Origin of the sequence: Olleya aquimaris (assembly GCF_003259525.1) — a bacterium.
Taxonomy (GTDB): domain Bacteria; phylum Bacteroidota; class Bacteroidia; order Flavobacteriales; family Flavobacteriaceae; genus Olleya; species Olleya aquimaris.
In genome coordinates, this window is record NZ_QLLO01000006.1 from 58,161 (window position 1) to 84,648 (window position 26,488).

Annotated in this window: 27 protein-coding genes and 1 other RNA gene; 16 read left to right on the top strand and 12 right to left on the bottom strand. The window is 31.2% G+C overall.

The features are described 5' to 3' along the window. Positions 1–159: 159 nt before the first annotated feature. The 5 genes from LY08_RS09550 (at position 160) to LY08_RS09570 (ending at position 5,096) form a co-directional block, all read left to right on the top strand. The gene (locus LY08_RS09550; RefSeq protein ID WP_111660225.1) at positions 160–1,830 is read left to right on the top strand and encodes a DUF4836 family protein; all 1,671 of its coding nucleotides are present in this window, start codon (positions 160–162) and stop codon (positions 1,828–1,830) included. Between the two features lie 62 nt (positions 1,831–1,892). Further along, the gene (locus LY08_RS09555; RefSeq protein WP_111660226.1) at positions 1,893–2,525 is read left to right on the top strand and encodes an ATP-binding cassette domain-containing protein; all 633 of its coding nucleotides are present in this window, start codon (positions 1,893–1,895) and stop codon (positions 2,523–2,525) included. Then, entirely contained in the window at positions 2,522–3,715 is a 1,194-nt protein-coding gene (locus tag LY08_RS09560) for an FtsX-like permease family protein (protein WP_111660227.1), read from the top strand. The genes LY08_RS09555 and LY08_RS09560 overlap by 4 nt, the downstream gene beginning before the upstream one ends. A 30-nt stretch (positions 3,716–3,745) precedes the next feature. Continuing rightward, entirely contained in the window at positions 3,746–4,564 is an 819-nt protein-coding gene (kdsA, locus tag LY08_RS09565; RefSeq protein ID WP_111660228.1) for a 3-deoxy-8-phosphooctulonate synthase, read from the top strand. Position 4,565: 1 nt separating this feature from the next. Beyond that, positions 4,566–5,096 (top strand): hypothetical protein, encoded by a 531-nt coding sequence (locus LY08_RS09570; RefSeq protein WP_111660229.1) that lies wholly within the window; start codon positions 4,566–4,568, stop codon positions 5,094–5,096. Here LY08_RS09570 and LY08_RS09575 read toward each other — a convergent pair whose 3' ends face one another. Continuing rightward, positions 5,097–5,459 (bottom strand): DUF1801 domain-containing protein, encoded by a 363-nt coding sequence (locus LY08_RS09575; protein ID WP_111660230.1) that lies wholly within the window; start codon positions 5,457–5,459, stop codon positions 5,097–5,099. A gap of 224 nt (positions 5,460–5,683) precedes the next feature. Between LY08_RS09575 and LY08_RS09580 the strand changes: the two genes are divergently transcribed. The 4 genes from LY08_RS09580 to LY08_RS09595 all read left to right on the top strand — a co-directional run bounded on the left by LY08_RS09580 (position 5,684) and on the right by LY08_RS09595 (position 10,794). Next, the gene (locus LY08_RS09580) at positions 5,684–7,648 is read left to right on the top strand and encodes an adenylate/guanylate cyclase domain-containing protein (RefSeq protein WP_111660231.1); all 1,965 of its coding nucleotides are present in this window, start codon (positions 5,684–5,686) and stop codon (positions 7,646–7,648) included. Positions 7,649–7,675: 27 nt separating this feature from the next. Beyond that, on the top strand, positions 7,676–9,241 hold the full coding sequence (locus tag LY08_RS09585; protein ID WP_111660232.1) for an SRPBCC family protein: 1,566 nt from the start codon (positions 7,676–7,678) through the stop codon (positions 9,239–9,241). Positions 9,242–9,316: 75 nt separating this feature from the next. Next, positions 9,317–10,207, top strand: coding sequence for a YitT family protein (locus LY08_RS09590; RefSeq protein WP_111660233.1), 891 nt, complete (start codon positions 9,317–9,319; stop codon positions 10,205–10,207). A 2-nt stretch (positions 10,208–10,209) separates the two neighbouring features. After that, positions 10,210–10,794 (top strand): HD domain-containing protein, encoded by a 585-nt coding sequence (locus LY08_RS09595; protein WP_111660234.1) that lies wholly within the window; start codon positions 10,210–10,212, stop codon positions 10,792–10,794. Here the strand turns inward: LY08_RS09595 and LY08_RS09600 are convergent. The 4 genes from LY08_RS09600 to LY08_RS09615 all read right to left on the bottom strand — a co-directional run bounded on the left by LY08_RS09600 (position 10,789) and on the right by LY08_RS09615 (position 15,047). After that, positions 10,789–12,210, bottom strand: coding sequence for a Dyp-type peroxidase (locus LY08_RS09600; RefSeq protein WP_111660235.1), 1,422 nt, complete (start codon positions 12,208–12,210; stop codon positions 10,789–10,791). The two genes, LY08_RS09595 and LY08_RS09600, sit on opposite strands and share 6 nt — an antisense overlap. A 5-nt stretch (positions 12,211–12,215) precedes the next feature. Then, a complete protein-coding gene (locus tag LY08_RS09605) occupies positions 12,216–13,547 on the bottom strand; it encodes a hypothetical protein (RefSeq protein WP_111660236.1) in 1,332 nt (443 codons plus the stop codon). A gap of 2 nt (positions 13,548–13,549) precedes the next feature. Then, entirely contained in the window at positions 13,550–14,542 is a 993-nt protein-coding gene (locus tag LY08_RS09610; protein WP_111660237.1) for a patatin-like phospholipase family protein, read from the bottom strand. A 136-nt stretch (positions 14,543–14,678) separates the two neighbouring features. Beyond that, positions 14,679–15,047, bottom strand: a complete 369-nt coding sequence (locus LY08_RS09615) for a hypothetical protein (protein ID WP_111660238.1) — start codon at positions 15,045–15,047, stop codon at positions 14,679–14,681. Between the two features lie 149 nt (positions 15,048–15,196). On the opposite strand from LY08_RS09615, the gene LY08_RS09620 reads away from it, so the two are divergent. From LY08_RS09620 to creD, 4 genes are read left to right on the top strand one after another with little or no spacing between them, the layout of a single operon-like run. Further along, entirely contained in the window at positions 15,197–15,808 is a 612-nt protein-coding gene (locus LY08_RS09620; protein ID WP_111660239.1) for a hypothetical protein, read from the top strand. A gap of 2 nt (positions 15,809–15,810) precedes the next feature. Then, complete coding sequence (locus LY08_RS09625; protein WP_111660240.1) at positions 15,811–16,095, top strand: hypothetical protein; 285 nt, start codon at positions 15,811–15,813, stop codon at positions 16,093–16,095. Positions 16,096–16,101: 6 nt separating this feature from the next. After that, entirely contained in the window at positions 16,102–16,395 is a 294-nt protein-coding gene (locus LY08_RS09630; RefSeq protein ID WP_111660241.1) for a winged helix-turn-helix domain-containing protein, read from the top strand. Positions 16,396–16,451: 56 nt separating this feature from the next. Further along, positions 16,452–17,855 carry a cell envelope integrity protein CreD gene (gene creD / locus LY08_RS09635; RefSeq protein ID WP_111660242.1) on the top strand — a complete coding sequence of 468 codons (1,404 nt, stop codon included), beginning with the start codon at positions 16,452–16,454 and terminating at the stop codon, positions 17,853–17,855. 66 nt (positions 17,856–17,921) lie between these two features. Here creD and LY08_RS09640 read toward each other — a convergent pair whose 3' ends face one another. The 3 genes from LY08_RS09640 to LY08_RS09650 form a co-directional block, all read right to left on the bottom strand. Next, on the bottom strand, positions 17,922–19,997 hold the full coding sequence (locus LY08_RS09640; protein ID WP_111660243.1) for a carboxypeptidase-like regulatory domain-containing protein: 2,076 nt from the start codon (positions 19,995–19,997) through the stop codon (positions 17,922–17,924). Between the two features lie 61 nt (positions 19,998–20,058). Beyond that, positions 20,059–21,264: an NAD(P)-dependent oxidoreductase gene (locus LY08_RS09645; RefSeq protein WP_111660244.1), complete on the bottom strand. Its 1,206-nt coding sequence runs from the start codon at positions 21,262–21,264 to the stop codon at positions 20,059–20,061. A 57-nt stretch (positions 21,265–21,321) separates the two neighbouring features. Further along, positions 21,322–21,534, bottom strand: coding sequence for a hypervirulence associated TUDOR domain-containing protein (locus LY08_RS09650; RefSeq protein ID WP_111660245.1), 213 nt, complete (start codon positions 21,532–21,534; stop codon positions 21,322–21,324). 140 nt (positions 21,535–21,674) lie between these two features. Between LY08_RS09650 and ssrA the strand changes: the two genes are divergently transcribed. Continuing rightward, positions 21,675–22,070: a transfer-messenger RNA gene (ssrA, locus tag LY08_RS09655) on the top strand. 61 nt (positions 22,071–22,131) lie between these two features. Further along, positions 22,132–22,860, top strand: a complete 729-nt coding sequence (locus LY08_RS09660; RefSeq protein WP_111660246.1) for a nitroreductase family protein — start codon at positions 22,132–22,134, stop codon at positions 22,858–22,860. A 2-nt stretch (positions 22,861–22,862) separates the two neighbouring features. On the opposite strand, the gene LY08_RS09665 is transcribed toward LY08_RS09660, so the two are convergent. The 4 genes from LY08_RS09665 to LY08_RS09680 form a co-directional block, all read right to left on the bottom strand. After that, the gene (locus LY08_RS09665; protein ID WP_111660247.1) at positions 22,863–23,252 is read right to left on the bottom strand and encodes a rhodanese-like domain-containing protein; all 390 of its coding nucleotides are present in this window, start codon (positions 23,250–23,252) and stop codon (positions 22,863–22,865) included. Between the two features lie 10 nt (positions 23,253–23,262). Next, complete coding sequence (locus LY08_RS09670) at positions 23,263–23,571, bottom strand: rhodanese-like domain-containing protein (RefSeq protein WP_111660248.1); 309 nt, start codon at positions 23,569–23,571, stop codon at positions 23,263–23,265. Positions 23,572–23,681: 110 nt separating this feature from the next. Next, positions 23,682–24,302, bottom strand: a complete 621-nt coding sequence (locus tag LY08_RS09675) for a thioredoxin family protein (protein ID WP_111660249.1) — start codon at positions 24,300–24,302, stop codon at positions 23,682–23,684. 6 nt (positions 24,303–24,308) lie between these two features. Further along, on the bottom strand, positions 24,309–24,725 hold the full coding sequence (locus tag LY08_RS09680; RefSeq protein ID WP_317046884.1) for a TlpA disulfide reductase family protein: 417 nt from the start codon (positions 24,723–24,725) through the stop codon (positions 24,309–24,311). Between the two features lie 363 nt (positions 24,726–25,088). On the opposite strand from LY08_RS09680, the gene LY08_RS09685 reads away from it, so the two are divergent. After that, the gene (locus LY08_RS09685) at positions 25,089–26,480 is read left to right on the top strand and encodes an anthranilate synthase component I family protein (protein WP_111660251.1); all 1,392 of its coding nucleotides are present in this window, start codon (positions 25,089–25,091) and stop codon (positions 26,478–26,480) included. Positions 26,481–26,488 lie beyond the last annotated feature (8 nt).

The following is a 26,488-nucleotide window of genomic DNA, read 5'->3' on the forward strand; positions in this document are numbered from 1 at the left end:
ATTTTTTAATCTTGTAACGTTTTTAACTTATCATACACAGATAGTTACCCTTACAAAAGAAAAATTAACGATTAATTGACCAATTAATTTCAATAAAAACAATATATGTTTAGATTTGTAACTGCGACTTAATTAATAATTTAAAAACACCAATTATTCATGAAAAAATGTATCTACCTACTAACCATTACCTTTTTATTTGTCAGTTGTGGCACCAAAAGCGAAGAAGCAAAATATATCCCAAAACATGCTATTGGTGTGATGTATGTTAATGTTAAATCGCTTTCTGAAAAAAGCGAAGGTTTAAACTTTAAAGACTTAAAAGTAAACAGCTTAATGGAAGACAAAGCTCCTAAAGAACTAAAAGACTTTATGGATGAATTTATGACTTCTGAAAACATAAACAAAACCTTTAGAAAAGAGTATATTTTAGGATTTATGACCTACAAAAGGCTTACTGGAGTTGGTGGATTAATACTACCAATTAATGATGCTGAGTCCTTTGAAGCTTTAATACAACCTATGATAGATAAAATGCCAAGTTTAGAAAAAGAAACTAATGTTGGAAAAGATGATGCTTTTACTGTGTATTCTAACAGAGAGCTAGCAATTGGATGGAATAATAATACTGCATTACTAATAGGAGCTAACAATTATGCTGGAGCAGAATTAAAAGACTTAACAACATTAGACGCTTCTGAAACTGTGTTAACCACAAAATACTTTAACGACTTTTTTGATAAAGGTCAAGATATGGGTGTGCATATTACATCAACACCTTTAGGCGATGCTTTTGATGGTTTGCTAAGTATGTTTGCTGGTTTAGACATAAATTTAGAGGATAATAATATAGCCTATTATGGTAGTTTTGAAGATGACCACATCCATACAGAAACTAAATTAAAATTAAATAAAGACATTATGTCTTTAAGCGGTTATAAAGACTGGATGAGTACAGATTATAACAGAGATATGCTAGAGGCATTACCAAAAGACGCATTATTAGTTGGAAAACTATCTATTAATATAGAGAATTTACACGAACATTTTTATAGTCTAAGAGATAATAAAACCCTACCAATAGAAGCTAGAGAAGAGTTAAGAAATGGCTTAAAAAAAATGGATAGAGACTTTAACAAAGAGATTGGAATGGATACAAAAGCATTTGCCAAAATCTTTGATGGATCTGCACTTTTTGCTTTAACCGAAGGTCAAACAGTTAAAGATTCGGTTTACAATTACAATTATTATACAGACGAGGAAGAATACAAAATAGTTGAAACAAAAACGCCAAATATGTTTGGTGCAATTGGCATAAAAGACAAAGCAAAATTTGATAGACTATTTAGCAAAATTAAGGACCAAGGTGCGCCAATAAAAGAGATTAGCACCAACTATTATGAGGTAGATCGTAACACGTTTATGGTTATAACAGATAGTTTTGTGTTTTTTACAAATCATGCTAATAGTGCAGACGAAGTTAAAAATAACGGAAAACTAGCCACTAACCTTTCAGACTTTAAACACAAAGATAAATTATCACACTCCATCTATCTTTACACTAAAGAAAACATCTCTAACGTTGTTCAAGATTATTCTAATATGTTTAATCCGTATGGAAGAAATAATTTTTACAGAGTAGATGACATGGATGAGTTTACAGAAATAAGTGGCAAGTTATATGATAAATATTTTGGAGAAAACCATTATTATATTGATGCAGATGGAGCTGAATCTTTTACCTATACTAAAGGTGATAAAAACTCTTTAGTACAAACAATTTTATATGGTGATGAATTGGCAAAAGCTATGAGTGACTTAGATAATTAATTTGATACAATCGAGGAAGTAGTAAAAACCATTATAGAATCTACTGAAACAAAATAAGCTAAGTGCAAATACACATACAATCTATAAATCCAGATTTTTTTACTCCAGCTTCGTCAGAAGTCTGGAGTAAAAACTTTGAATTACATGCTAACTCTAGTTATTTAATTCAAGCGGTTTCAGGTAGTGGTAAAAGTTCCTTTTTTAATTTTTTATACGGTTTAAATAATCGGTATTCTGGAACCATTTTATTTGAGAACAAGTCCATATCTACTTTCTCAGAAAGCGATTGGACTAACATTAGAAAACAACAAATATCAATAGTCTTTCAAGGTTTACGCTTGTTTCCAGAGTTGACTGCTTTTGAAAACATTCAGCTTAAAAATGGATTAACCAATCATAAATCCAAACCAGACATTTTAGAGATGATGTCACGTTTAGATATTGCTCAATTAGCAGATAAAAAAGCAGAAACCTTGTCTTATGGACAACAACAGCGTGTTGCAATTATCAGAGCATTATGCCAACCTTTTGAGTTACTATTATTAGACGAACCTTTTAGTCACATTGACAACAATCAAATTAACAACGCCATAGCATTAATAAATCAAGAGGTCACACAGAATAATGCCACTTTAGTTATTGCCAGTTTAGGTGACACTTACAATATCAATTATACAAAAACATTCTTGCTATGATTGATACACTGTTAAAAAAACAAGTCCATAAATCTCAATTATTATTTTTTGCATTAAGCTCTAGCTTAGGCTTAGGAATTTTATTGGTTGTTATTCAATTATTTATTGATACACAATCTATTTTTAATTCTAAAAATGACTTGTTAGGTAATCAAAACTTAATCATTTATAAAGATTTAGGCAGAAACAATGCCTTTACAGATGCAGAAATTGCAGAACTAGAACAACAACCCTTTATCACAAAAACTGGTGGTTTTACCCATGGTACGTATCGCGTATTAGCAAGTGTTACTTTCCCTAATCATGCAGGCATTACTACCGAAATGTTTTTGGAAGCAGTCTCTGACCAGTTTATAGATATTACCAATAAAGACTGGAAATGGCAACCAGGTGACAGAGAAGTACCTATTATTATTCCAAAAAACTATATTAATTTATACAATTTTGGTTATGCCACAAGTTCTGGGTTACCACAGATTAACGAGAAAATAATTAGACAAGTCCCAATAGACTTAACCCTTAGCGGAACACACAAAACCGAAAACTTTAGAGCCTACATATTAGATGCTTCAGAAAAAATTAATTCGATTTTAGTTCCAGAATCTTTTTTAAAATTTACCAATAAGAGTTTAAGTCCAAATAAAACTGCAAAAATCTCGAGATTAATTTTAGATGTTATTAATCCTTCAGACCCCAAATTATTGGAGTTTTTAAACTCTAAAAACTATAAATATTTGTCAAACGATGTTAAAAACTCAAAACTGAGTTATGTATTAAAATTGATATTAAGTATTGTACTTTTTATAGGATTACTTATTACAATTCTTTCGATGTATTTAGTCATTACTAACATTAACTTACTCATTTTAAAAAATAAACAGACTATTACACAACTTCATTTTTTAGGGTTTTCAAAATCTGATATTGCAAAAGTTTATCATACTATAGCCTTAAAAGTGTTAGCTATTTCCATAATAGTAGCTTTAGTTATAAGTATAATATTAAAGTTTGTTTTTGCACCTTATCTAAGTATACTTCAAGTAGAACATTCTTTTCTATCCATTGTGTATTTGGTTATTATCAGTGTTATTATTTTTATTGCTTTAGCACTTTATTATCGTAAACACACCAATACAAAAATTGGTCTAATGATACAACCTAACACCAGTCTTTTAACTACTGAAATTTAAACTATCTTTGCACCATAAATCATTTTAATTATGACGCTTCAAGACATTCCTAAAATAAAACATACTAATAGTAATAACTTTTTTTTGCTTTGTGGTCCTTGTGCTATTGAAGGCGAAGACATGGCTTACAGAATTGCAGAAAAGGTTGTTTCAATCACTAATAAGCTTGAAATACCTTATATTTTTAAAGGGAGTTTTAAAAAAGCTAACAGAAGTAGAATTGATAGTTTTACAGGAATAGGAGATGAAAAAGCGTTAGAGATTTTAGCAAAAGTTTCAGAAAAATTTGATATTCCAACTGTTACAGATATCCATGAAGTAAGTGATGCAACAAAAGCTGCACAATATGTGGATGTATTACAAATCCCTGCTTTTTTAGTAAGACAAACAGACTTGGTTGTTGCTGCTGCAAAAACTGGTAAAGTGGTCAACCTTAAAAAAGGACAATTTATGAGTCCTGAAGCGATGAAGCATGCGGTACAAAAAGTAAAAGATGCAGGAAGCGACAAAGCGTGGATTACCGATCGTGGAACCATGTTTGGTTACCAGGATATGATTGTAGATTTTAGAGGCATTCCAACCATGCGTCAATATGCGCCAACAGTTTTAGACGTGACACACTCGTTACAACAACCTAACCAGAGTGCAGGTGTTACTGGTGGACGTCCAGATATGATTGAAACTATTGCTCGTGCTGGAATTGTAAATAACGTTGATGGTTTATTTATCGAAACCCATTTTGATCCAGCTAATGCTAAAAGTGATGGCGCTAACATGCTTCATTTAGACAATCTAGAAGGTTTATTAACAAATTTAACTGCCATTAGAAAGTTAGTCCAATCGTTTTAAGTTGAAACAACTAATTATCATCTTAGGTTTTTTGATAAGTGGGTTTGGCTACTCACAAAGTGGTGAAACTGCTTATTTAAAAGAACCTAGATCACTTGATGTTGTTTTTTCTCCAGGAATTTTTATCCAAAAAGAAATATTTACAGAAGCCAATATCTTACTTGGAACAGTTTATAATAATCAATCAGGTTACATTCCTATGGTTGGAGCAACTGGTTTTAGAGTTGGTATTGAAACTAATTTAAAGTCTAACGAAAATTTTATAATTGCCCCAAAATTGGGCTATGAGATTTCTGTAACTTACTTTTCAATACGCCTTTCAGCACTTAATTATTTTCAGAATAAACAATCAGAATTTAGACTCCTTCCTGAAGCTGGAATTAGTATTGGAGGTTTAATCAATTTAACTTATGGCTATGGAATTGGATTTGGTCAAACCATTCATGGAATATCCAATCACAGACTTTCATTAAGTTTCAATCTTAATAAAAGACTATGGAATGCTGTTATAAAAGGATTAGATCCTGACTAATCATTTTTTATAAAAACTTTCATCTTTATGGTCGTATACTTCTTTAAGTATATCCATTAACACAACATCATTTATTTCTTCTAAAGTTTTATATCGAAGAGATTTAACCACTTTACGGTTTTCGGTAATTAAATGTTCTAAATGCTTAGTGATATAAGCAGAATGCCAAAATCCAACATCCACATAATCTTTAGCTTGATTTAAATAGCAAATAGGACGTTTTCCAAAATAATAACAAGGTAAGCCCCATTTATATTTTAATTCTGCTTCAGGTAATGTATGCTCAATAACTGCTTGTAAGTGCATTAAAATAGAACGATAAGGTTCTGGCTGTTTTAAAATTGAAGCTTCTGCTGGATTCATTTTTTATATTAAAATGTTTAAATTAAAATTATAATTTTTTTTAATAATATTCAAACCAATTTTTAATCTACAACCCTGATTTAGAACAAAATAAGCCTTTTTTATTAAGTTTTTACTTATATTTACCTAGAGATTGATTTGTAGCAAATATTCTCCCTTTCTACGCATGATCGCATTTATGTTAGAATAAATTAATAATTCATTTGATTTAATCTAGTTTTTTTATGTCGATCAATACTCTAGTAAAAAAAAGACAACTTGCCTGTATCATGTTTACAGACATAGTTGGCTATACTTCTTTAATGGCTAAGGATGAAGGTCTGGCGCTTAAAACTCTAGACGAAAACAGATTGATTCATCGTACAATCATCAAAAAATATGATGGCGAATTTATAAAAGAACTTGGTGATGGTGTTTTAGCTATTTTTTCTACTGCTACAGATGCTGTATCTGCTGCTGCAGAAATACATCTTGCAACTAAACTTAATGCACATCTTAATATTAGAATCGGGCTTCATCTAAGCGAAATAATTTATGAGAATGGTGATATTTTTGGAGATGGTGTTAACATTGCCTCTAGAGTAGAACCTAAAGCGCCTTCTGGTGGCACTTATATTACGCAAGCTGTACAAAGCAATCTTTACAATAAAAAAGGAATTAATACAGAATATGTTGGTGAACTGAGTTTTAAAAACGTTGCTCAAGACATGAAAATATACCAAGTCTTAGTTACCGACGATTTTGAAAGCATAGTCAATATTCAAGCAGATGCTTTTAATTTTAATAATAACGACGCCCTTAAAAAAAGCATAGCTGTGATGCCTTTTTTAAATATGACTGCAGATCCTGATCAAGATTACTTCTGTGAAGGGATTGCTGAGGATATTTTAATCATACTTTCTAATGTAAAAGATTTAAAAATTGTAGGTAGAAGCTCTTCGTTTCAGTTTAAAAATAGTGAGCTTTCACAAAAAGAAATTGGTGCCATACTTAATGTAAACCATATTTTAGAAGGTAGCGTGAGAAGAAGTGGTAATAGACTTAGAATTAATGCCCATTTAATTAATATTACAGAAAACAGACAGATTTGGGCAGAACGTTATGACCGAGAATTAACAGATATTTTTGAAATACAAGATGATATTGCCTCTAAAATTTCAAAAAAACTTAAAGTTACTTTATTAGATAATACTAAAAAGGTAAACCCAGTAAATATGGAAGCTTATGAAATGCTTCTAAAAGGACGATATTACGAAGACAAATTTATTCAAGGTTTTGATAAGGCTTTGACCTGTTATACCAGAGCTATAGAACTTGAGCCAGATTACGCAGAAGCTTATTCTGCATTGGCTAATATTCATTTTTTATATACCATGTATTTAATTCATCCACCCAGAGATGGATTTAAAAGAGCGCAACATTACGCAAACAAAGCGTTGTCTATTAATAACGAAATAGCTGAAGCACATTTTTTAATTGGTCAGATTAATTTCTGGCATCATTGGGACTTTCATGCTGCAAAAGAGCAATATATAAAAGCAACACAAGCTAGTGTTCCGTTTTACTTTACTGGTGTAACTATGGACCCTTGGTACTATGCATTTGTTGAAGGCGATTATGAAAAAGCTGTAAATACAACCCTAACAATAATGGAAACCAATCCATTATCCTATTTTTACCAGTTTTTACTAAGCTGTTATTACACTTGGGGAAGACAACCACACAAAGCTAGAGAAGTTTTAAATAACCTATTATTAGCAATCCCAAATCACTCGGACGCACAACGTTTATTAGCCTATAATAGTTTACTGGAAAATGATAGCGAAAGAGCAATTACCGAAGCTAGAAAAGCTGTAGAGTTGGCACATGGTTTAGGATGGTCTCAAATAACATTAAGTATTGCTTTAGCACAACATGGCGATAAAGAGGAAGCCTTTACCATATTAAATAATTTACAGTCTAATCAAGACCAAGTAAATATTTCGCCTTTAGGCATAGGACTTATATATACTTATTTAAACGATTTTGACAATGCCTTTTTATACTTAAACAAAGCTATAGTTTATAAAGATATTTGGATGGTTTCCTTAAAATATGGACCAGAATTTGACCCATTAAGAAGCGACCCAAGATTTGACTTGCTACTAGAGCAAATAGGCTATCCAGAAGTATACCACAATCAATTGTAAAACCTACAATTGTTAAACTTTATAACTATGACAAAACGACCAACCAGCCCATTAACATTAGGACAAGAGTATGTGTCTGCAGATGAAGATGAAATCATTAAAGAAATGATTGATGAGATGGAAGCACAAATGGACCGTTTGTATGCTGACCAAAAGATGCCTCGTCAAATTCATACCAAAATGCATGGTTGTGTTAAGGCTAAATTTATAGTTGAACCACATTTAGAGAACACTCTAAAAGTTGGAGTATTTAAAGACCCTAAAACCTATAACTGTTGGGTACGTTTTTCAAACTCGCAAACCAAACCACAAAACGATAAAAAGAAAGATATTAGAGGGATTGCCATTAAGCTAATGGGTGTTACTGGTGAAAAGATTTTAAATCACAAAAAACAGGAAACATCTCATGATTTTTTATTGATGAGTAGCGAGACTTTTTTTTCTAAAAACATCAAAGAGTTTAGAGGTACACTTAAAGCCTCTACTGCTAAAAGTAAATTAAAACTAGCCTTATATTTTTTAAACCCAAAACATTGGAGCATCTTAAAAAGATTGATGGGAACTTTTGTTAAGTGTGACAACCCTTTAAACATTCCATATTGGAGTACGCAACCCTATCGGTTTGGAGCAAATGATAAAGCAGTAAAATATTTTTTAAAACCTTCACCTGAAAACAAAATAGTTAACGAAAACACAAAAGAACCAAACTATCTTAGAATTAATATGGCGCAAACATTAAATGATAACTGTATAAAGTTTGATTTTTTTGTTCAGTTTCAAACAAATGCTACTACCATGCCAATTGAAGACCCAACTGTCCCTTGGGATTCTCAGTATATTAAGCTAGCAACTTTAGAAATCCCACCACAACATTTTGATTCTAAAAAACAAATAGAATTTGGAGAAAACTTATCGTTTAACAGCTGGCATGCCTTACCAGAACACAGACCTTTAGGCAGTTTTAATCGAGCTAGAAAACGGGTTTACGATTACATGTCAAGCTATCGCCATAAACAAAATGGAATTCCAGAAATTGAACCAGAAGATGACCCTAATTTTTTATTGGACACCTTTCATGAAAACATGAACATTATAAATGTTGACATTCCAAAACAAAAGGTGGTTAGTCAATCTGCGCATGTATTAGTAAAATGCTCTAAAAAAATTGCATTTGATTTTATTTCAAGTGGTACAGAATTGCCTAATTGGTTAAAAAAACACGGTTCTATTCCTGCTGCAATTAATGCTGAAAAAATATCTGAAACTTATGATTATATAGGAGCAAAACGAAGAGTACGATTTGATAATAATGAAACGACTATTGAAGAGTTGTTAAGCTATAATCCTAATGCAAATTATTCTTATCGTGTTACCGAGTTTACCAATAAATTAAGACATTTTTCTAATGTAGCTTATGGACAGGTTTGGATAGATACCATTGATGACAAAACTAGAATTACTTGGGACTATACGTTTAAGTATAAAAATTTATTTTCTAAAATAATGCTCAGCTTCGTATTAACCTTTGTGTTTAAAAAATTTATGCAAGAAAGTCTAAATCATGCCAAAGCATATATAGAAAATGGCGATTAGCCTACTACTACTTATTTTCAATTTTTATGATCGTAATTTTTTACCTAACTTACTTTAAATTAAACCATTAAACCTATGACTTTATCAATTTCAGAATCCATAAATCTGAAAGCCATTTTTTCGTTTAAATCTTTATTGTGGAAACTCTTCGGAGTTACTTTTGCAGTTATTGCTATCAAAGGTTTTATGATACCTAATCATTTTCTTGATGGTGGTTTGTTAGGGATTTCTATATTAATCCATGAATTTTATCATATTAATGTGGGTTACCCTTTGATTATTTTAAATATTCCGTTTGTTATTCTTGGATATAAAAAAATAGGTAAAAATTTTGCTGTACATTCTTTATTATCGTTGTTGTTTCTTGGAATAATAATTAGTTTTTTACCTGTACCCACAGTTACAAACGATCATTTTTTGACTGCGGTCTTTGGTGGTGTTTTTGTAGGACTTGGTATTGGTTTTGTTATTAGAGGTGGAGGCGTTATTGATGGACTAGAAGTGCTTGCAGATTACACCTACAAAGAGTTTGGTTTTAGTACTTCAGAAATTATTATAGCTATCAACACTATTGTATTTTTAATCATCGCCTTTTTTCTTGGTTTAGAAAAAGCAATGTATTCTATCCTAACATTTTTTACTGCTGTAAAGGTGTCTGATTATGTAGTTGATGGTTTTGAAAAAATGATATCCCTTAGTATTATTTCTCCAAACCCAGAACAAATAAAAAGTTTAATTGTTAACGATTTTAATAAAGCCATAACAGTATATAAAGGAGAACGAGGAAATTTACCAGGATCTTATGGTATAAAACACGATTGTGATATTATAGTTACTGTTGTAACTAGATTAGAAGCTCATAAAATAAAAAAGACTATTAAAGCTTTAGACCCAAAAGCCTTTATGTATGTGCAAAATATTAAAGAAGTTGGTGGTGGTATAACTAGCAAAAAAAGCCATCATTAAACATGTTTAAAGAGTTTAAAAATTTACACACCCATGTTGTAACGCTGTTAGACACAAATCTACCTAGTTATTTATCATACCATGATACTAAACATACCTTGTATGTTTTAGACAAAGCAATCTATATTGCTAACAAAGAAGGTATCACTAAAAATGACCTCTGCTTATTAAAAATCGCTGCTTTGTTTCATGATATTGGATATATAAAAGCTTATGATAATCATGAAGAGGAAAGCATAAAAATTGCTAAAAAAGAATTACAAAACTTTAGTATTTCTAATGATGATATTGAAGTTATATGTAATATGATAAGAGCGACCAAAATTCCTCAACACCCAAAAACTAAATTAGATATGATACTAGCAGATGCCGATTTAGAATATCTTTCTACCAACAATTTTAAAGTTTTTGGAGATTTATTGTTTGAAGAATTAAAGCATCTTAATCCAAAACTAACTAGGCAAGAATGGAATGCAACTCAAATTTCGTTTTTAAAAAACCATCAGTATCATACTACCTATTGTAAACGTTATAAAGAACATAGAAAACAAAAAAACTTAGACTACTTAATAGCAAGTCACTTATAAACTACAGATATAACGAATAGTAGTAATTGAAGGAAAGAAAAAATAAGCACCTCCTCTAATGGTTACAAAACGCTTTAAGTTTTTTACCGTTTTATTAATAGGGTCACCTTGTAATGTAAACTGTTGTTCTTGACCTTTTTCTGGGTTTTCCACCACTCCAATAATAGGATCTGGATCGCTATACAATTGTTTAATTTTAGGATAATTGGACCAAGTGTATTGTAAGAATTCAAACTGTCTACTAATATCTGCACTAAAGCAATTAAAATACAACCCTACTTCTCCTTTGGGTTTGTTATTAGTTGGTGACCCAATTATAGGGTCGCCATATAATCTTGCACGACGTATTAATCTATGTCTATTACTTAGAAGCAAGGATTTTTTTGGTGTATCCATTTCAAAATTATCTCTAGGATTCATACGTCTTAAATGCGATCCAAATGGACATTTTAGTCCTTTAGGGTCGTCTTTTGCGTATAAAAAATCATTTTCATTACTAACGCCTCCTGGATCTTTATCAGGAAATTTAGAAAGTGGCGCACCACTAGGCCATCTTCCAACCATTTTTGAGGCTAGCTTGACACTTTCGGCTTGATTTAACGTTCCATTTTTATCTGCAGTACAATCATTCATAAAATTCCAAAAGCCTTCAACATCTTGTTGCATTTGTCGAATTATCAGATAACTTCCATTTTTTCCTAAATCTTTTTGTCCAGGTCTTGCTGGATTAGGAGCTAACAAGTTTAAATTACCTTGAGGTTCTAAAATGGTTGGAGAATCTGGATATACTTTATAATTATTTTTATAACCTAAAATAAATTCGCCTGGATTAACTGTATTATGCTCTGGTCCTATCCTTCCACTACCTTTTATATTGGGTTGTGCAATTCCATCTCTAAAACCAAAATGCTCTTTATTGTCCTTTAATGACAATCCATCCAAATTTTTTTGCACTTCTAATCCATGAGATTCAAACCCTGTTTTTAACGTATTATAATACTCTAAACAGGTGTTTTCGTCTTTACCAAAGGTTAACAAAACAAGGTGTACTGGCTCGTTATTTAATCCTCCCCAAATCCATTTTTCAGGCGAACTACTATCAATATCGCCTAACAAGCTTCTTCTGTGTTCTGTCGTCATGCCTTCCTTAAAAGGAGGAGAAAACGTATTGATATTGGTTTGTGATAGTCCTAATGTATTAAGTCCTGCTGGTGCAAAAGCTATATTTAAACAGGTATCTGGTAGTTGATCTTTAGGTACAATGGAGGCATTAGTCAATTGGTTACTAATTGAATTAATCCATGTTTTAGCTGCAACTGGGTCATTAACTTTTAATAGTGAAAACCTAGAGAATTGCATATTTCCATAGGCTCTAATAATATAACCTTGTACGTCTTCTAGTTCTATTGTATCCATTGTTATTATATTAGTTCAAAAAGTTTTTGTGCTTTTTTATTGTTAAGGTATTTAGAAAACATCACTCTAATTTGAGAATTGTTATTTACATTTTTTATGGACAAACTTGGGTAAGCAGAATACCAAATTTGAGTTGATAATTCTGTAGATCTACTCCAAGCCAAAAAATGTTCTTCGTCATAAGCTCCACCAGTTAACAAAAATCTAGTTTTAGGAAACACTTTTGTATTAGAAAAAATCCCTGTAAGTCCCCAACCACTTTGATCTATAAAGTCGCCTAAATACTGTTGCCAACTACCATCAAAATTGCTAAAAAACAGGACGCGTTTATTATCATCAAATAATACCCAACGTGCAAAATGTATGGTTGGGATTCCCATTAACTCGCCATCTACAAATTTTATAGGAATTAAAGTTTTTGCAAACAACATCATAGCCTTAAAAGTTATTAATCGGACTTTACCAGGTTTCATTTCTACTAATTGCGAAAACTGGTTTTGATAATTAATCTGCTTGTCCTTGACTATGTTTCCATTAGAATTAATTTGATTTAAATCTTCTCCACTAGTTAAATCTTCATACTCTTCAAGCACCTTTATTTTTCTAGGATCCAGTTGGCTTCTGGTTTTTGTGAAATATTCGTCTTTACGCTCATAGCCAAACTCGACAATCAATATCCAAATAATAATTACAGGTAATAATAGCAGTAATACTAGCACCAATAAAACAAACTTAAACCAATTCATTTTAGGCATTTTATAAGTGTCTTTTAACCATTCAAACCTTGGTCCAGTTTGTTTGACTTCTTTTTTTAATTGTTTATGTATTTGATTGGCAGTTAACCCATCCCAATTTTTTGTGTCTAATTGTTGTCTTAAAAACATCCTTAAATCTTGTTCTTGTCTAATTTGCATAAGACTTCTACCAGGACTTCCTCTGTAAAAGGCAGATGCTTTAATCATCCATTGTTTTAAATAGTCTGTTCTAGTTTTTAGGTTTCTATTGCCTTCTTTAGGATAATCTATACAACAAGAATAAATTTCATCTATTAAAAGATGTTCCATATCGCCACATAAATCTTTTAAATGGTGTTCTATACTACCATCAAAATTAGAGGAAAATACTAGCTTTGGTGGTAAAGTTGTACCTTCAAAAAACACACTGTTTTTGTCATCAATAATCAACCATCTTAGGTAATGGATGTTATTAGATTTTTCAAATAATTCATGTTGACCCTTTTCAAGCTTATATTTCATGTCAGAAAGAAGCTTGTATAGCTGCCCTATTTTTTCAGGAATAATTGGTGTGATGAGCGTTAATGGATTTTGCTGACTCATTTTTACGTTGGTTGTTGGTTGGCTTGTTGTGCTTTTTTAAATTCAAAATATCTAATAGCTCCTGCTCTTCCGGAATTAACAAGATTGGTTTTTTCTTGATCTGAAAGGTTGAAATTTGTAGCAGAAATTCCTAAATCGTCAATAAAAATGGTACGATCCACTAAATGACTTTCTTCAAATAAATCAACATCTTGAGAGTTTAAAAGCGTTTCAAACAAATGCTTGATATACAAGAATATCCACATGCCATATTTAAATTCTACTCTGTAAATTAATTTTTTAATTCCGTGTTTTTTTTCGGTAGCTAAATTGGCATCTTCTAGATTTTCATTACGTTCATAAATCTTCTTAGGCTCTAAAAACAATCCTAAAGATTCTTGATGGTATTCTATTTGATTATTATGAAATCGTGGTTTATCAAAAAAGGACAATGGGTAATTAAACATAACTCCTCCATCAACATAAATATGATTGTTAGGTATGCCATTAGAAAATTGCCACCCTTTAAAAAATAACGGAATGGACATAGAAGCACGAATAGCTTCTGCAACTATACATTTAGGAGTTTTGTAATAGGAAAACTCGCAAATATTATGTGTATTAAGGTCTGATGCAAAAACAATAATATCTTTACAACCTGCATTATGAAAATCTTCAAACGTCGCCTCTTTAGTGAGTCCTTTAGATGAAGCTTCGTAGCATTTATAAATAAATTTTAAAATTTCGTCACCACTATATAGTCCATATTTAGTAAAAATCCGCAGAGGATTCCAACCGCTTTTAAAAGCTTTAAAATTAAGCTTACGCATTAAATCTTCTATAGTTGTGGGAGATAATTGCAAGGCTATCATTAATGCTACAATAGCACCTGCTGAGGTACCAGAGACACGCTCTAAACCTTTGTAGATGCCAGCTTTATCTAATTCTTTTAAAGCTCCGACGTAAGCGATACCCTTAACACCTCCACCTTTAAGGGCTAAATTCTTGATATACATATAGTTAATTTAACTAAATCTACAAAAATTTAAGGGGAATCAACTCTTTTTTTAATAAAAAAAACATGGTAAAACCCCTTTAAATTATAAAAAGGAGCTTACCATGTTTGGTTGTTAGCTATTTTATTTTATTGCTTTAAAATATATTGAATAAACTTAAAACACCTATTGCAAGTAATGCTATACCTATAATGGCTTTAAATGGCATCAACTTGTCTGATATTTTTCTAAGTGTTTCTTCTAAAGCTGGTACTTTTCCAAAGACATGAGTTAGTAATAACAAACCACCAATAATACTAACTATATTAAATAATAGTCCATCCCAAAACTCTAAAATAGCTAGTACAATTAAGGCACATCCTATTACTGTTTGAAAAGGCGCCAAAACACCTGCTATTTTATTAAAAAAATTGCTTTCTCCATCCCATTTGTCCAATGTTGCTAATCCAAGTAAAACACCTCCAGAAATATTGGCAATGTCTAAAAGTAATTCTGTTACATCCATAAAATTATATTTTTAGTTAATTAGTTGATTTTAAAATTAGTAAAAAAAACATTACCAATTATACATTGATACTGAAATGAATATTAAGTAACTTTTAACTTGTGTAGTTAAAATAAATTAATTTACTTTGTTTTTCAAAGTACTTTATTATGAGCAATGAGGATTATTTAAAAGACATTAGCGAGATTAAAAACTTAATGAATAAGTCGTCTCGTTTTATTTCACTTAGTGGTTTATCTGGTATTTTAGCAGGTGTTTATGCCTTAATTGGTGCAGCTATCACCTATTATTTAGTCACAACCTATAGCTCTGGCACATTACTTTTGGATGGTTGGATATTTAGAACGGTTGTATTTATTTTATTTATGGTAGCATTTTTAAGTATAGTTACTGGAGTATTTTTAACCACTAAAAAAGCTAAAAAAAATGGTGAAAAAATTTGGGATAACTCCTCTAAACGTTTACTTATTAATTTCTTAATTCCTTTAGTTGCTGGTGGTTTATATACCATTATAATTTTAAGTCAAGGAAAATATGGACAAACCGGAGGATTAATGTTAATATTTTATGGATTAGCTTTAGTAAATGCTTCTAAATATAGTATTGGAGACATTAAGTACTTGGGTTACACCGAAATTATTTTAGGCTTGATAGCTGCTTTGTTTCCGGGATACGGATTCTGGCTTTGGGTATTGGGATTTGGTGTGATGCATATTATATACGGAACGATTATGCACTTTAAGTATGATAAAATCAAATAAAGATGTCTAAAAAAACAATACTATACCTTATCATTACAGTCATTGCTGTTTTAAGCATACCTTTAATAGCTATGCAATTTACCAATGACGTTAATTGGTCTGTCTTTGATTTTGTAATAGCTGGAATTTTATTATTTAGCTTAGGTTTAATCACCACTTACTTAGTTAAAACAATAAAAAATCCTAAAATTAAAATTGGAATAATTGTAGTATTAATAATTTTATTCCTATTAATTTGGGCAGAATTAGCAGTAGGAATTTTTAATTCGCCTTTTGCTGGAAGTTAACTTTAAATGAGCATTATAAATAACATAAATAAAGTATTTGATCACAGGATTAGATTAGGCATCATGTCTGTTTTAATGGTCAATGAATATGCCGATTTTAAAACTTTAAAAGAACTGCTAGGTGCTACAGATGGTAATTTAGCCAGTCACACCAAAGCATTAGAAAAAGCAGAATACATTAAAATTGAAAAGCAATTTATAGAGCGCAAACCCAATACACGTTATAGTACAACCAAATTAGGTCAAGCCGAATTTAAAAAACACATCAACGCACTTGAAAAATTAATTAACAAACAATAACACCTTTTTTTTAATCATTTACTTTGTATTTCAAAGTACTTTAATATTTAACTACAATGGAAAACACATCTTCTCAGCACCACATTAATCAACCTCAGCAAAACAACAACAAATTTGGACATTGGCTAAAAACATCAATAACCGCAAGGTTAATGATGGTTGGATTATTAACCTTAATCTTATTAATTCCGTTATTTTTTATTCAGACTTTAATTGATGAACGTTCTAGACGACAAGAAGATGTTGTACAAGAAATTAATGAAAAATGGGGAAATGAAGTCCTATTGTATGGTCCTGTTTTAAAAATTCCGTACAAAACTTTTTCAGAAAAAATAGTCACTAATCAAGAGACCAAAAAAAGCTACACAGAAACTAAGGAGACTATAAATTACGCTTACTTCTTTCCTTCTAACTTAGACATAGCCTCTACAGTCAATCCCGAAGAAAAAGTACGTGGCATCTTTAAAACTGCGGTTTATGATAGTCAGATAAAATTAAATGGTCAATTTAGCACTCCGGATTTTTCAATAGGAGAAATTAACCCAGAACACATCCTTTGGAATAAAGCTAAACTTATGGTTAGCACGTCAAACTTAAAAGGGGTTACTACTGCAAAACTTCAGTTAAATAAAACCGATTATGAGTTTACTTCAACCTATAACGGAAAATCAAACAACTACTATAATCAAATAGTTATGCATACCTTAGAAACTAAGGTTTTAAAGGATTTGACAGAACATTCTTTTAACAAAAACATCCCCTTTACTTTAGATTTTAAAATAAAAGGAAGTCAACAAATTAGATTTATTCCAATAGGCAAACAAACTACCGCTTCTATGACCTCTAATTGGAAAGACGCAAGCTTTTTTGGGGAGTTTCTACCTTATAACGAGGATAAATTTACTGAAACAGGTTTTGATGCTAAATGGAATATTCTAGATTTAAATCGTCCGTTTTCTCAGCAACATTTTGGTGCTTTACCAAAGTTAGACGAGTTTGCTTTTGGTGTTAATTTTATGATTCCTGTTGATGAATACACAAAAAGTGAACGTTCTGCAAAATATGGTTTTCTAGTTATTGGATTAACCTTTTTGTTGTTCTTTTTAATACAAACACTAAGTAAGATTAATATTCATCCTTTTCAATATTTAATGATAGGTTTAGCACTAACCATGTTTTACACTTTATTAGTGTCTATTAGTGAGCATAGCAATTTTTTAAAGGCTTATTTAATTGCTGGTGTTTCTGTAATTAGCTTAATTACACTTTACTCCAAATCTATATTAAGCACCTGGAAATTTCCATTATTTATTGGTTTGTCTTTAACAGCTTTATACACTTTTATCTATGTGATTATTCAGTTAGAAAACTATGCTTTAATCGTGGGAAGTATTGGTTTATTTATCATTCTAGCACTAGTTATGTATGTGTCTAGAAAAATAGATTGGAACAATAATTAAATTAAAAGTATAACACATAAAAAAAAGGAAAGCTATTTAGCTTTCCTTTTTGGTTTAAAGATAAATTTAAAAATCTAGTGGATCATTAGGATCTGTACCATTTAAGGATTCTGTACAATCGTCTACACCATCACCATCGCTATCTGGATTATTAGGATCTGTAATGTTTCCGTTAGGATTACAATTACTAATTCCGCTATAAACACCTGTTAACTCTTCACAATCTGTTAAACCATCGTTATCTGAGTCAATATAGGCTTCATATAAATATACATCTGCAACATCAGATTGATTAGATATTGTATTAGTTGCTTTTACAAAAATTGTTTGTGTAGTACCATCATCAATAAATGGATTACTAAGCGGGTTTACGTCTGCCCAAGCATCTGCTTCTGTAAGATAAAATGAATAAGTGTTATTGATTAATTGAGAATATGCATTAGCTATTATTACATCAAAATCATACTCAATGTTAGGTGAACATCCAGTCCCTGAGACCTCACTACCATAAATTAACACGTCCAACGGATCTAAATAATCTGGTATTTGGTCACCATCGCTATCCTCATTCATTGGGTTACCATCATTATCATAATCTTCGTCAATGGTGTTAACACCATCACCATCATCATCTGTATCTAAATAATCTGGTGTACCATCTTGGTCTGTATCGTCGTCGTCTAAATTGTTGTTTCCGTTTAAATCTTCGTTAAAATCTAAAACACCATCTGCATCGCTATCTACTAAATCTACACAAGACATTTGCGTACCTAAATCTGTGGTAGGCATGGTAAAGTTTCCAGAAACTGCATCTGTACTTTGACCATTAGCTAAATCAAAAAACTGTGCAGAAAAATTGGTATCTGTATCACAATAATCAATTACTATATCTAATTGCCCATCTGTTATGGGTACAATACTAGTTGCATTATTATAAAACAACTGTATATAGCCATTTGTAGCAGGATTACCAGAACAATCATTAAATACTCCTGTGAGGTTTGTAGTTTCTGCATTAGAGTTTGAAACTGTAATTGTAATATTAGCATCTGTAGAAAATGGTCCGATGGTTTCAATAAAATCGTTATTTACACATCCATAATCAGGAACTGTTAACGTTAACGTTTCATTTAAAGGGACTAAACCACAATCTTGACCATTTTGATTTGTGTAGCCTCCAGACGAAGAGCTCCATCCAATAGCATCTCGTTGTAATTGAATGTATGTATTGGGTAATGGGTTACCGTTTTCATCAACCAAAGTCACACAAAACTGAACGGTTGCAAAAGGCGCATCACAATTCCAAAAACTAAAGTGAGTAACTTCTCCAACATATTTATTACCATCTAAAGTAGCAAAACCTTCTTCTACCCAATAACCATATTGCTCATCAAAATACCATAAAGGAATGGTTGCTGGTGGATTAGTTGCGTTGGTTGGTACTGGAATAGAAATTTCTGCAACGGTACCTTCAGCTATATTTAAATTCTCACCATTTTGACCGATAAGCTCCACTGCAATCATACCATAGGTTTCCAATACACGTAAATCACCATCACTATTTTCTGCAATAAGTGCTCCTGGCATTTGTAAATCCATAGTCTCATTATCTGGATTAAGATGTTTTAAAACCACATCTACATTACCTTGATACGGAAAACCATTTTCGGTCTGATACTCTCCAGCAAAATTTACTGATGTTCCGTTTGGTAATCCCACAGAAATAGCTTGTCCAGAAGTAATAGTAGTCAGCACGTCTAAATCTAGTAACATGATTTTAACCTGATTAACACCATCTGTTGGTACTAAAGCTCTAGAGCCATCTATAAAACCCGTTTTGCTGGCTTTGATGTAAGCAAACTTTTCATAAACTTGAGCGTTTTCTATAGAAAACACACCATTAAAATCTGTTATAGCCACAGATGTACCTATGGTTATTGTTACACCAGAGATTGGGTTACCATCTTCATTAACAACAGTTCCTATAAAACGTGCTGTTGAAGTATTTCCAAAATTGTCTAAAAACGGATTACCAGATTCTCCATCAATTTGTTGTTGATTTAATGGGATGTTATTGTCTTTTTCGCAAGAAAAAATAAATAAAAAGGTAATGAATGGAATTAGGTATTTAATGTTTTTCATTTTTCGAATGGTATTATTTTATAAATATAACAGGTCAAATAGCAAAACACCTAGTTATTAATTATTCTTTTCCGTCTACATAATCTTGCAAATAGCTGTAACGATTTGTTAATTGACCATTTTCTGTCATTTTAGCACGTTTTAAAACTCCATCCACATCATTATTAAAAAAAGCAGGAATCACATGTTTTAAAAACATATCTCCAAAACCTTCGCTTGCATCTTTAGGTAACTCACATGGTAAGTTATCTACTGCCATAACGGTAATGGCATCTTTATGATTAAAAGCAACTTCTTGTTCTGTTTTAGGATTATAACCATAAAATGGGTCTGCTATAGTTGACGGTCTAATGGTGCTAGCTACTGGTCCATCAATATCGCATGAGATGTCAGCTACTAGGTTAATTCTAAATTCTGGATGTTTAGCATCCTCTCTGGTAAATAAATAAGGTGCACCATCACCATAAAAATGTCCTGCAATAAAAAAATCGGTTTGTTTAGCATAAGGCATAAAATTGCTTTTATAACCACTTGGGTCTTTATAAAACGCAAACTTATTACCAACTTTACCATCTTTGCGCTTGCTGTATTCCATAACATCAACCATGCAATATACAGGTTCTGAAAACTCTGTTGTTAAATACAAAGCATCACTAACTTCTTTTATTTTTAAATGATCTAGAATTTCTTTAGCACCTTTTGCCACTTTTCCTGTACCTGAAAGCAATATCTTTATATTAGGGATAGTGATTTTGTCTAACTCTTGTTTAACATGATCTAAATCTTTTAAAGTCTCTACTTTTGGTAAATTAAAAAGCTTGTCACGTAAACCCAAAGCCCTAAAACCATTATAAGCACCAACTAATCCAGCATAACGACCAAAACCAATAAGTCTTGCGCCATTTTGTTTTACAATGGTTTCGTGGTCGTATAATTCTATATTTTTGTTTAAAATAGCTTGTAACAACTTACGGTTGTAGGGTTGTTTTTTTATGGTGTGACTAAAGAAAAAATATTTTTTATTAGGAATCAGTGCCTCAATAGGCACTTCTTTTACTCCAAACATAACATCTGCATCAGAAACATCTTCTGATACCTCAAATCCTAATTTTTCGTAATCGGAATCCTTAAACACACGAATATCCGAAGCCTCTACAATGATTTTTGCTTGTGAAAAATCTGTTTGTAGTTTTTTTAAATCGTTAGGTGAAAATACAACACGTCTATCTGGTGGATTTTTGCGTTCTTTTATAATGGCGAATTTCATAAATTTAAATTTGTAGTTGCTAAAATACCTTTAAAATTAAGGTTTAGCAAATATAATTTAGTCAACTCGTTGGACTTCATTTTCACTTTTTAAAACATAATCACCATCATCTTGTTTAATATATAATGCTTTGTTACCAGACTCTCCTTCTCTTGTAATTTTGGTGCCTTTAATGGTTTTAGTTATTTTTTCAGTATAGGTTTCTTCAACTTTTCCTTTTGCTGTTCCTTTACCCCATTTCCATTGTACTTTTGTTCCTTTTTGAATCATTTTTTTAATTTTCTGTTTAAATTACTTTAAAAGCATGACAATTTATCTTAAGATTTTTATAAAACTGGATTGGTATAAACTTTGCTTTATAATTTTTAGTAATTTCGTCATCCTTAATTACAAATACCTTTAATTAAAATGGGGTCGACTGGTTTTGACAGCGAGATTAATTAAACGGTAAGCACGTCGAGTAATGATTTTGAACTCGTAAAACGCTAAGTCAACTTTTTAATCGGCGAGAATAACTACGCTTTAGCTGCCTAATCCGAATTATAGTAGGATTAAGCCTCGGCTCACAAGGTGAGCAAGCTTTATGTCTCCGGAAAGCCTTGATTGACGGCGTTCCATTTTGAGGCATCGAAAATGTCAATATAGATTAAGTAGCGCTTCGATGCTTTTTCGAAACTTAAGAAGATAAGTTAAAAGTAGGTTGTTTGTTACCAGCTTTTAATCGAAAACCTAAGAACAAAATAAACGTGTAGAAAGCCCTTTGGTTACTTGTTTGGACGAGAGTTCGATTCTCTCCGACTCCACTTATACTCTCCAAAGTCTAGTACTTTTGGAGAGTTTTTATTTATTCTAATTGATTATAATAGCATGGAAAAAACAGTTACCGAAGCCATTAATTACAGACGATCTACTAGAGTCTATAAAAAAACAGATATAGATACTCAAAAAGTAAAACAGTGTTTACTTAATGCATCGTTAGCACCTACAAGTAGTAATTTACAATTGTGGGAGTTTTATCATGTTACTAATAAAGAAACATTAAAGCAAATTGCAGAAGCCTGCTTTAATCAAAGTGCAGCAAAAACAGCTAATCAATTAGTTGTAATAGTTACTAGAAAAGATCTTTGGAAAAAACGAGCTAAAGCCAATATTGAGTTTTTAAATAAAGTCTACAATACGCCTAATTTATCTGACAAAGACTTGAAAAGAAAAAAAATGGCGACTAATTATTACAAAAAATTAATACCTACCATTTACATGGATTTTTTAGGAATTTTAGGTTTTATAAAATATATTATTTTTCAAATTGTTGGTATTTTTAAACCAATTTACAGACAAACAAGATTAAGTGATATGCGCATTGTTGCACATAAAAGTGCTGGATTAGCTGCTCAAAATTTTATGACAAGTATGGCTGCAATTGGTTATGACACCTGTCCTATGGAAGGAAGCGATACGTTACGCGTAAAAAAAGCACTTAATTTACCGTCTGGTTCTGAAATAAATATGGTTATTGGTTGCGGAATTAGAGAGGAGTCTGGTATTTATGGTCCTAGATTTAGAATACCTTTTGAGGAAGTATATAAAGAAGTTTAAAATTACTTTACGTATTTAAAGCCTTCATGCTTCCATTTAGAAAAACCTCCTTGTAAATCGTATATTTTTTTAAACCCTAAATCTTTCATTTTTTCTGCACACTTAGCACTTCTACCTCCTTTTTGACAGTATAATAAGACAGGTTTTTCTTTGTCTAACGTTTTAATATCTTCTTCAAAAGTTGGAGACATAAAATCTATATTTTGGGCTTCAGCTATATAACCAGCTTGAAACTCTTCTGGAGTTCTTACATCAACTAATTGTACATTATCTAATTGTAAAAGGGTCTGCATCTCTTCTGGAGAGACTACTTTTGTTTCGCTTTCAATTTGTGGCTTACAACTAAGTACTAATACCAGAAAAAGACTAAATAAGATTGATGATGTTTTCATATTAATAATGTTATTCGACTTCTCCGGTCCACTCACTAAATCCTCCTATAAGATTATAAGTGTTTTCAAAGCCTAATTGATTCATAATTGCACAAGCTTGAGCACTACGTCCTCCAGCTTTACAGTAGACATACACGTTTTTAGATTTATCTAATTCTTCTACCTCATAAATAAACCCTTGACCTTTATAAATGTCTATGTGTAATGCATTAGGTATTTTACCTTCTGCTACTTCATCTTCTGTTCTTACATCAAGGATGATTGCATTGTCATCATTTTTTAATTGATTTACCCAATCCTCTTGTGTTAAATCTGCCATTTTAAAATCCTTTTAATTTAGGTTCAAAATTAACATTTCTTTAGAATATAGACATAAAAAAATCCGAAATGTTACAATCTCGGATTTTATTATTTGATATCTATAAAAAATTAAACTTTTATTGAACAACCAATAGCTCTAGTTTCTTTAACTTCTATATCTTTTCCGCTTAGTAGAGCATCTACAGCATTTTCAACATACTTTGTTTTAACTTCAGTTTCATCTTGATAATTATCGTCTATTGCACCAATATATTTCACAATATTTTTTTCGTCATACTTTTCTAAAATGTAAACATGAGGTGTTTTAGTGGCACCATATTGTGGATATATTTTTTGTCCTTCGTCCATTAAATAGGGAAATGTAAACCCTTTTTCTTTGGCTCTTTTTTGCATTGCTTCCATACTATCACCAGGTTTAACTTCTGTGTTATTTGGCATTATTGCAATTACTGGATAACCTAAATCTGCGTATTTTTTATTTAATGCTTCAACCCTATCCTCATATGCTACTGCATACGGACACGTGTTACAAGTAAAAACAACTATAAAGCCTTTAGCTTCCTTAAAATCTGATAAAGACACCATGCTTCCATCGATGTTTTCTAATTCAAAATCGGTAGCATCATCACCAATTTTATACCCTTGAGATTCAATATTAGATTGAGTAGTAAATGCACTTACTGTAATTAACAATAAGAATACCGCTGTAATTTTTAGTGTTTTTTTCATGATTATTTAATTTAAAAATTGTTTTAATTCGGTTTCTAACTCTTTGTACTCAAAAGAGCGTTCGTAAAATATTGTTTTCTTTTGATTGTAAATAATTGTAGCAGGTATAGCTCCAGACCAGTCTTTATTTACTTTTGGGATCCATGTATTAGAATCTACATCGTTAAGTAAAATAACTTCACTTTTAAGTTTATGCTTATTTAAAAATGGTTTAAGCTTAGTTTCTAAATGCTTAGGAAAATCTAAACTTACCAATATAACTTCAACTTTTTTATTAGAATATTCTTTGTTTAGTTTTTCAAAATAGGGTAATTCTTTGACACAAGGTGCACACCAAGTTGCCCAAAAATTAACTACATATGTTTTTGTTTTATCTTTAGTTGCCAAATAGTTTTCTAACTCTTCAAAATTGAAAATTTTCAATGTTTCAGAATCTGACAAAAATGAATTTTCTGAAGTAAACCCTAGATTAATCAGAGGATTACTACAAGGTAAGAAAACGAATAATGATAATAATAAAACAGACTTCATACAGTAAAAATAACATTAAATACAATGTGTTTTATTCTTTTAACAAATAATTAAATAGCTAAAACATTTGAAAACTAAAATTTGATTTATATATTTGAACTTTACAAAACAAATGAACGCAATATTAAATCATACTTGGTGGTGGAACTCTCGAAAATCAACATTCGTGAACTAACGCTATAAGTATATTTAATAATAAAAATATCAAAAAGGCTTGTCATTCACGACAAGCCTTTTTTCATTTTAAACCAAGACATGAAAACATTTAGTTTATACACACATTACAAAAAAATATTAGCAGATACTATAACACCTGTTAGCATTTATCTTAAAATAAGAGATAAATATCCTAACAGTATTTTATTAGAAAGTAGTGATTATCATGCTAACGATAATAGCTTCTCATACATCTGTTTTAATCCTATTGCTTCTATAAAAGTTGATGATAAAGCCATTACACAGACTTTTCCCGACGGAAGTATAATGAAGAATAAAGTACGTAATGTCACTAAAATGATACATAAATTCACTAAACGATTTAAAGTAAATTCTAAAGACTTTAAGTTTATTAATAACGGAATTTTTGGTTATACTGCTTATGATGCAGTCAAACATTTTGAAGATATTGACATTTCAAAAAAACCAAATTCTTTAGATATACCAGATATTTACTATGCAGTGTATCAAAATATAATTGCTATTAACCATTTTAAAAATGAAGCTTATATTTTTGCGCATTGCTTTGAAACTGAAAATAATATTGAGGAAGTCTTACAACTCATTCAATCTAAAAACTTTGCGTCTTACGAGTTTACAACAAATTCTGACTTAGAGTCTAATCTAACAGATGATGAATATAAACAACAAGTTGCTTTAGCAAAACAACATTGTGCCAGAGGTGATGTGTTTCAGTTAGTATTGTCAAAAAAATTCTCGCAAGCGTTTAAAGGAGACGAGTTTAACGTCTATCGTGCATTACGAAGCATCAATCCGTCGCCTTACCTGTTTTATTTTGATTATGGAAATTTTAAAATATTTGGAAGCTCTCCCGAAGCACAATTAGTAGTTAATAAAGGTCGTGCAGAAATCCATCCAATTGCAGGAACTTTTAAACGTACAGGTAACGATGAAAAGGATACAGAATTAGCAAAACAATTAGCTGCAGACGAAAAAGAAAATGCAGAACATGTGATGTTAGTTGATTTAGCTAGAAACGACTTAAGTAGACACGGTAGCGAAGTTAAAGTAGAAACGTATAGAGAAGCACAGTTTTTTTCTCACGTTATCCATTTAGTAAGTAAAGTAACAGGTAAAGTGCATAAAGATGTACCAACCATGCAAGTAGTAGCAGACACCTTTCCAGCTGGAACATTAAGTGGTGCACCAAAGCACAAAGCCATGCAACTTATAGAAAAGTACGAAAAAACAAGTCGTGCTTTTTATGGTGGCGCAATTGGTTTTATGGATTTTAACGGTAATTATAACCATGCCATTATGATTAGGACTTTTATGAGTAAAAACCACAAACTACATTGGCAAGCAGGAGCTGGATTGGTATCAAAATCTGACCCAGAAAACGAATTACAAGAAGTATATAACAAACTAGGAGCACTAACAAAAGCTATTGAATTAGCAAAGGATATTTAAGTGAATAG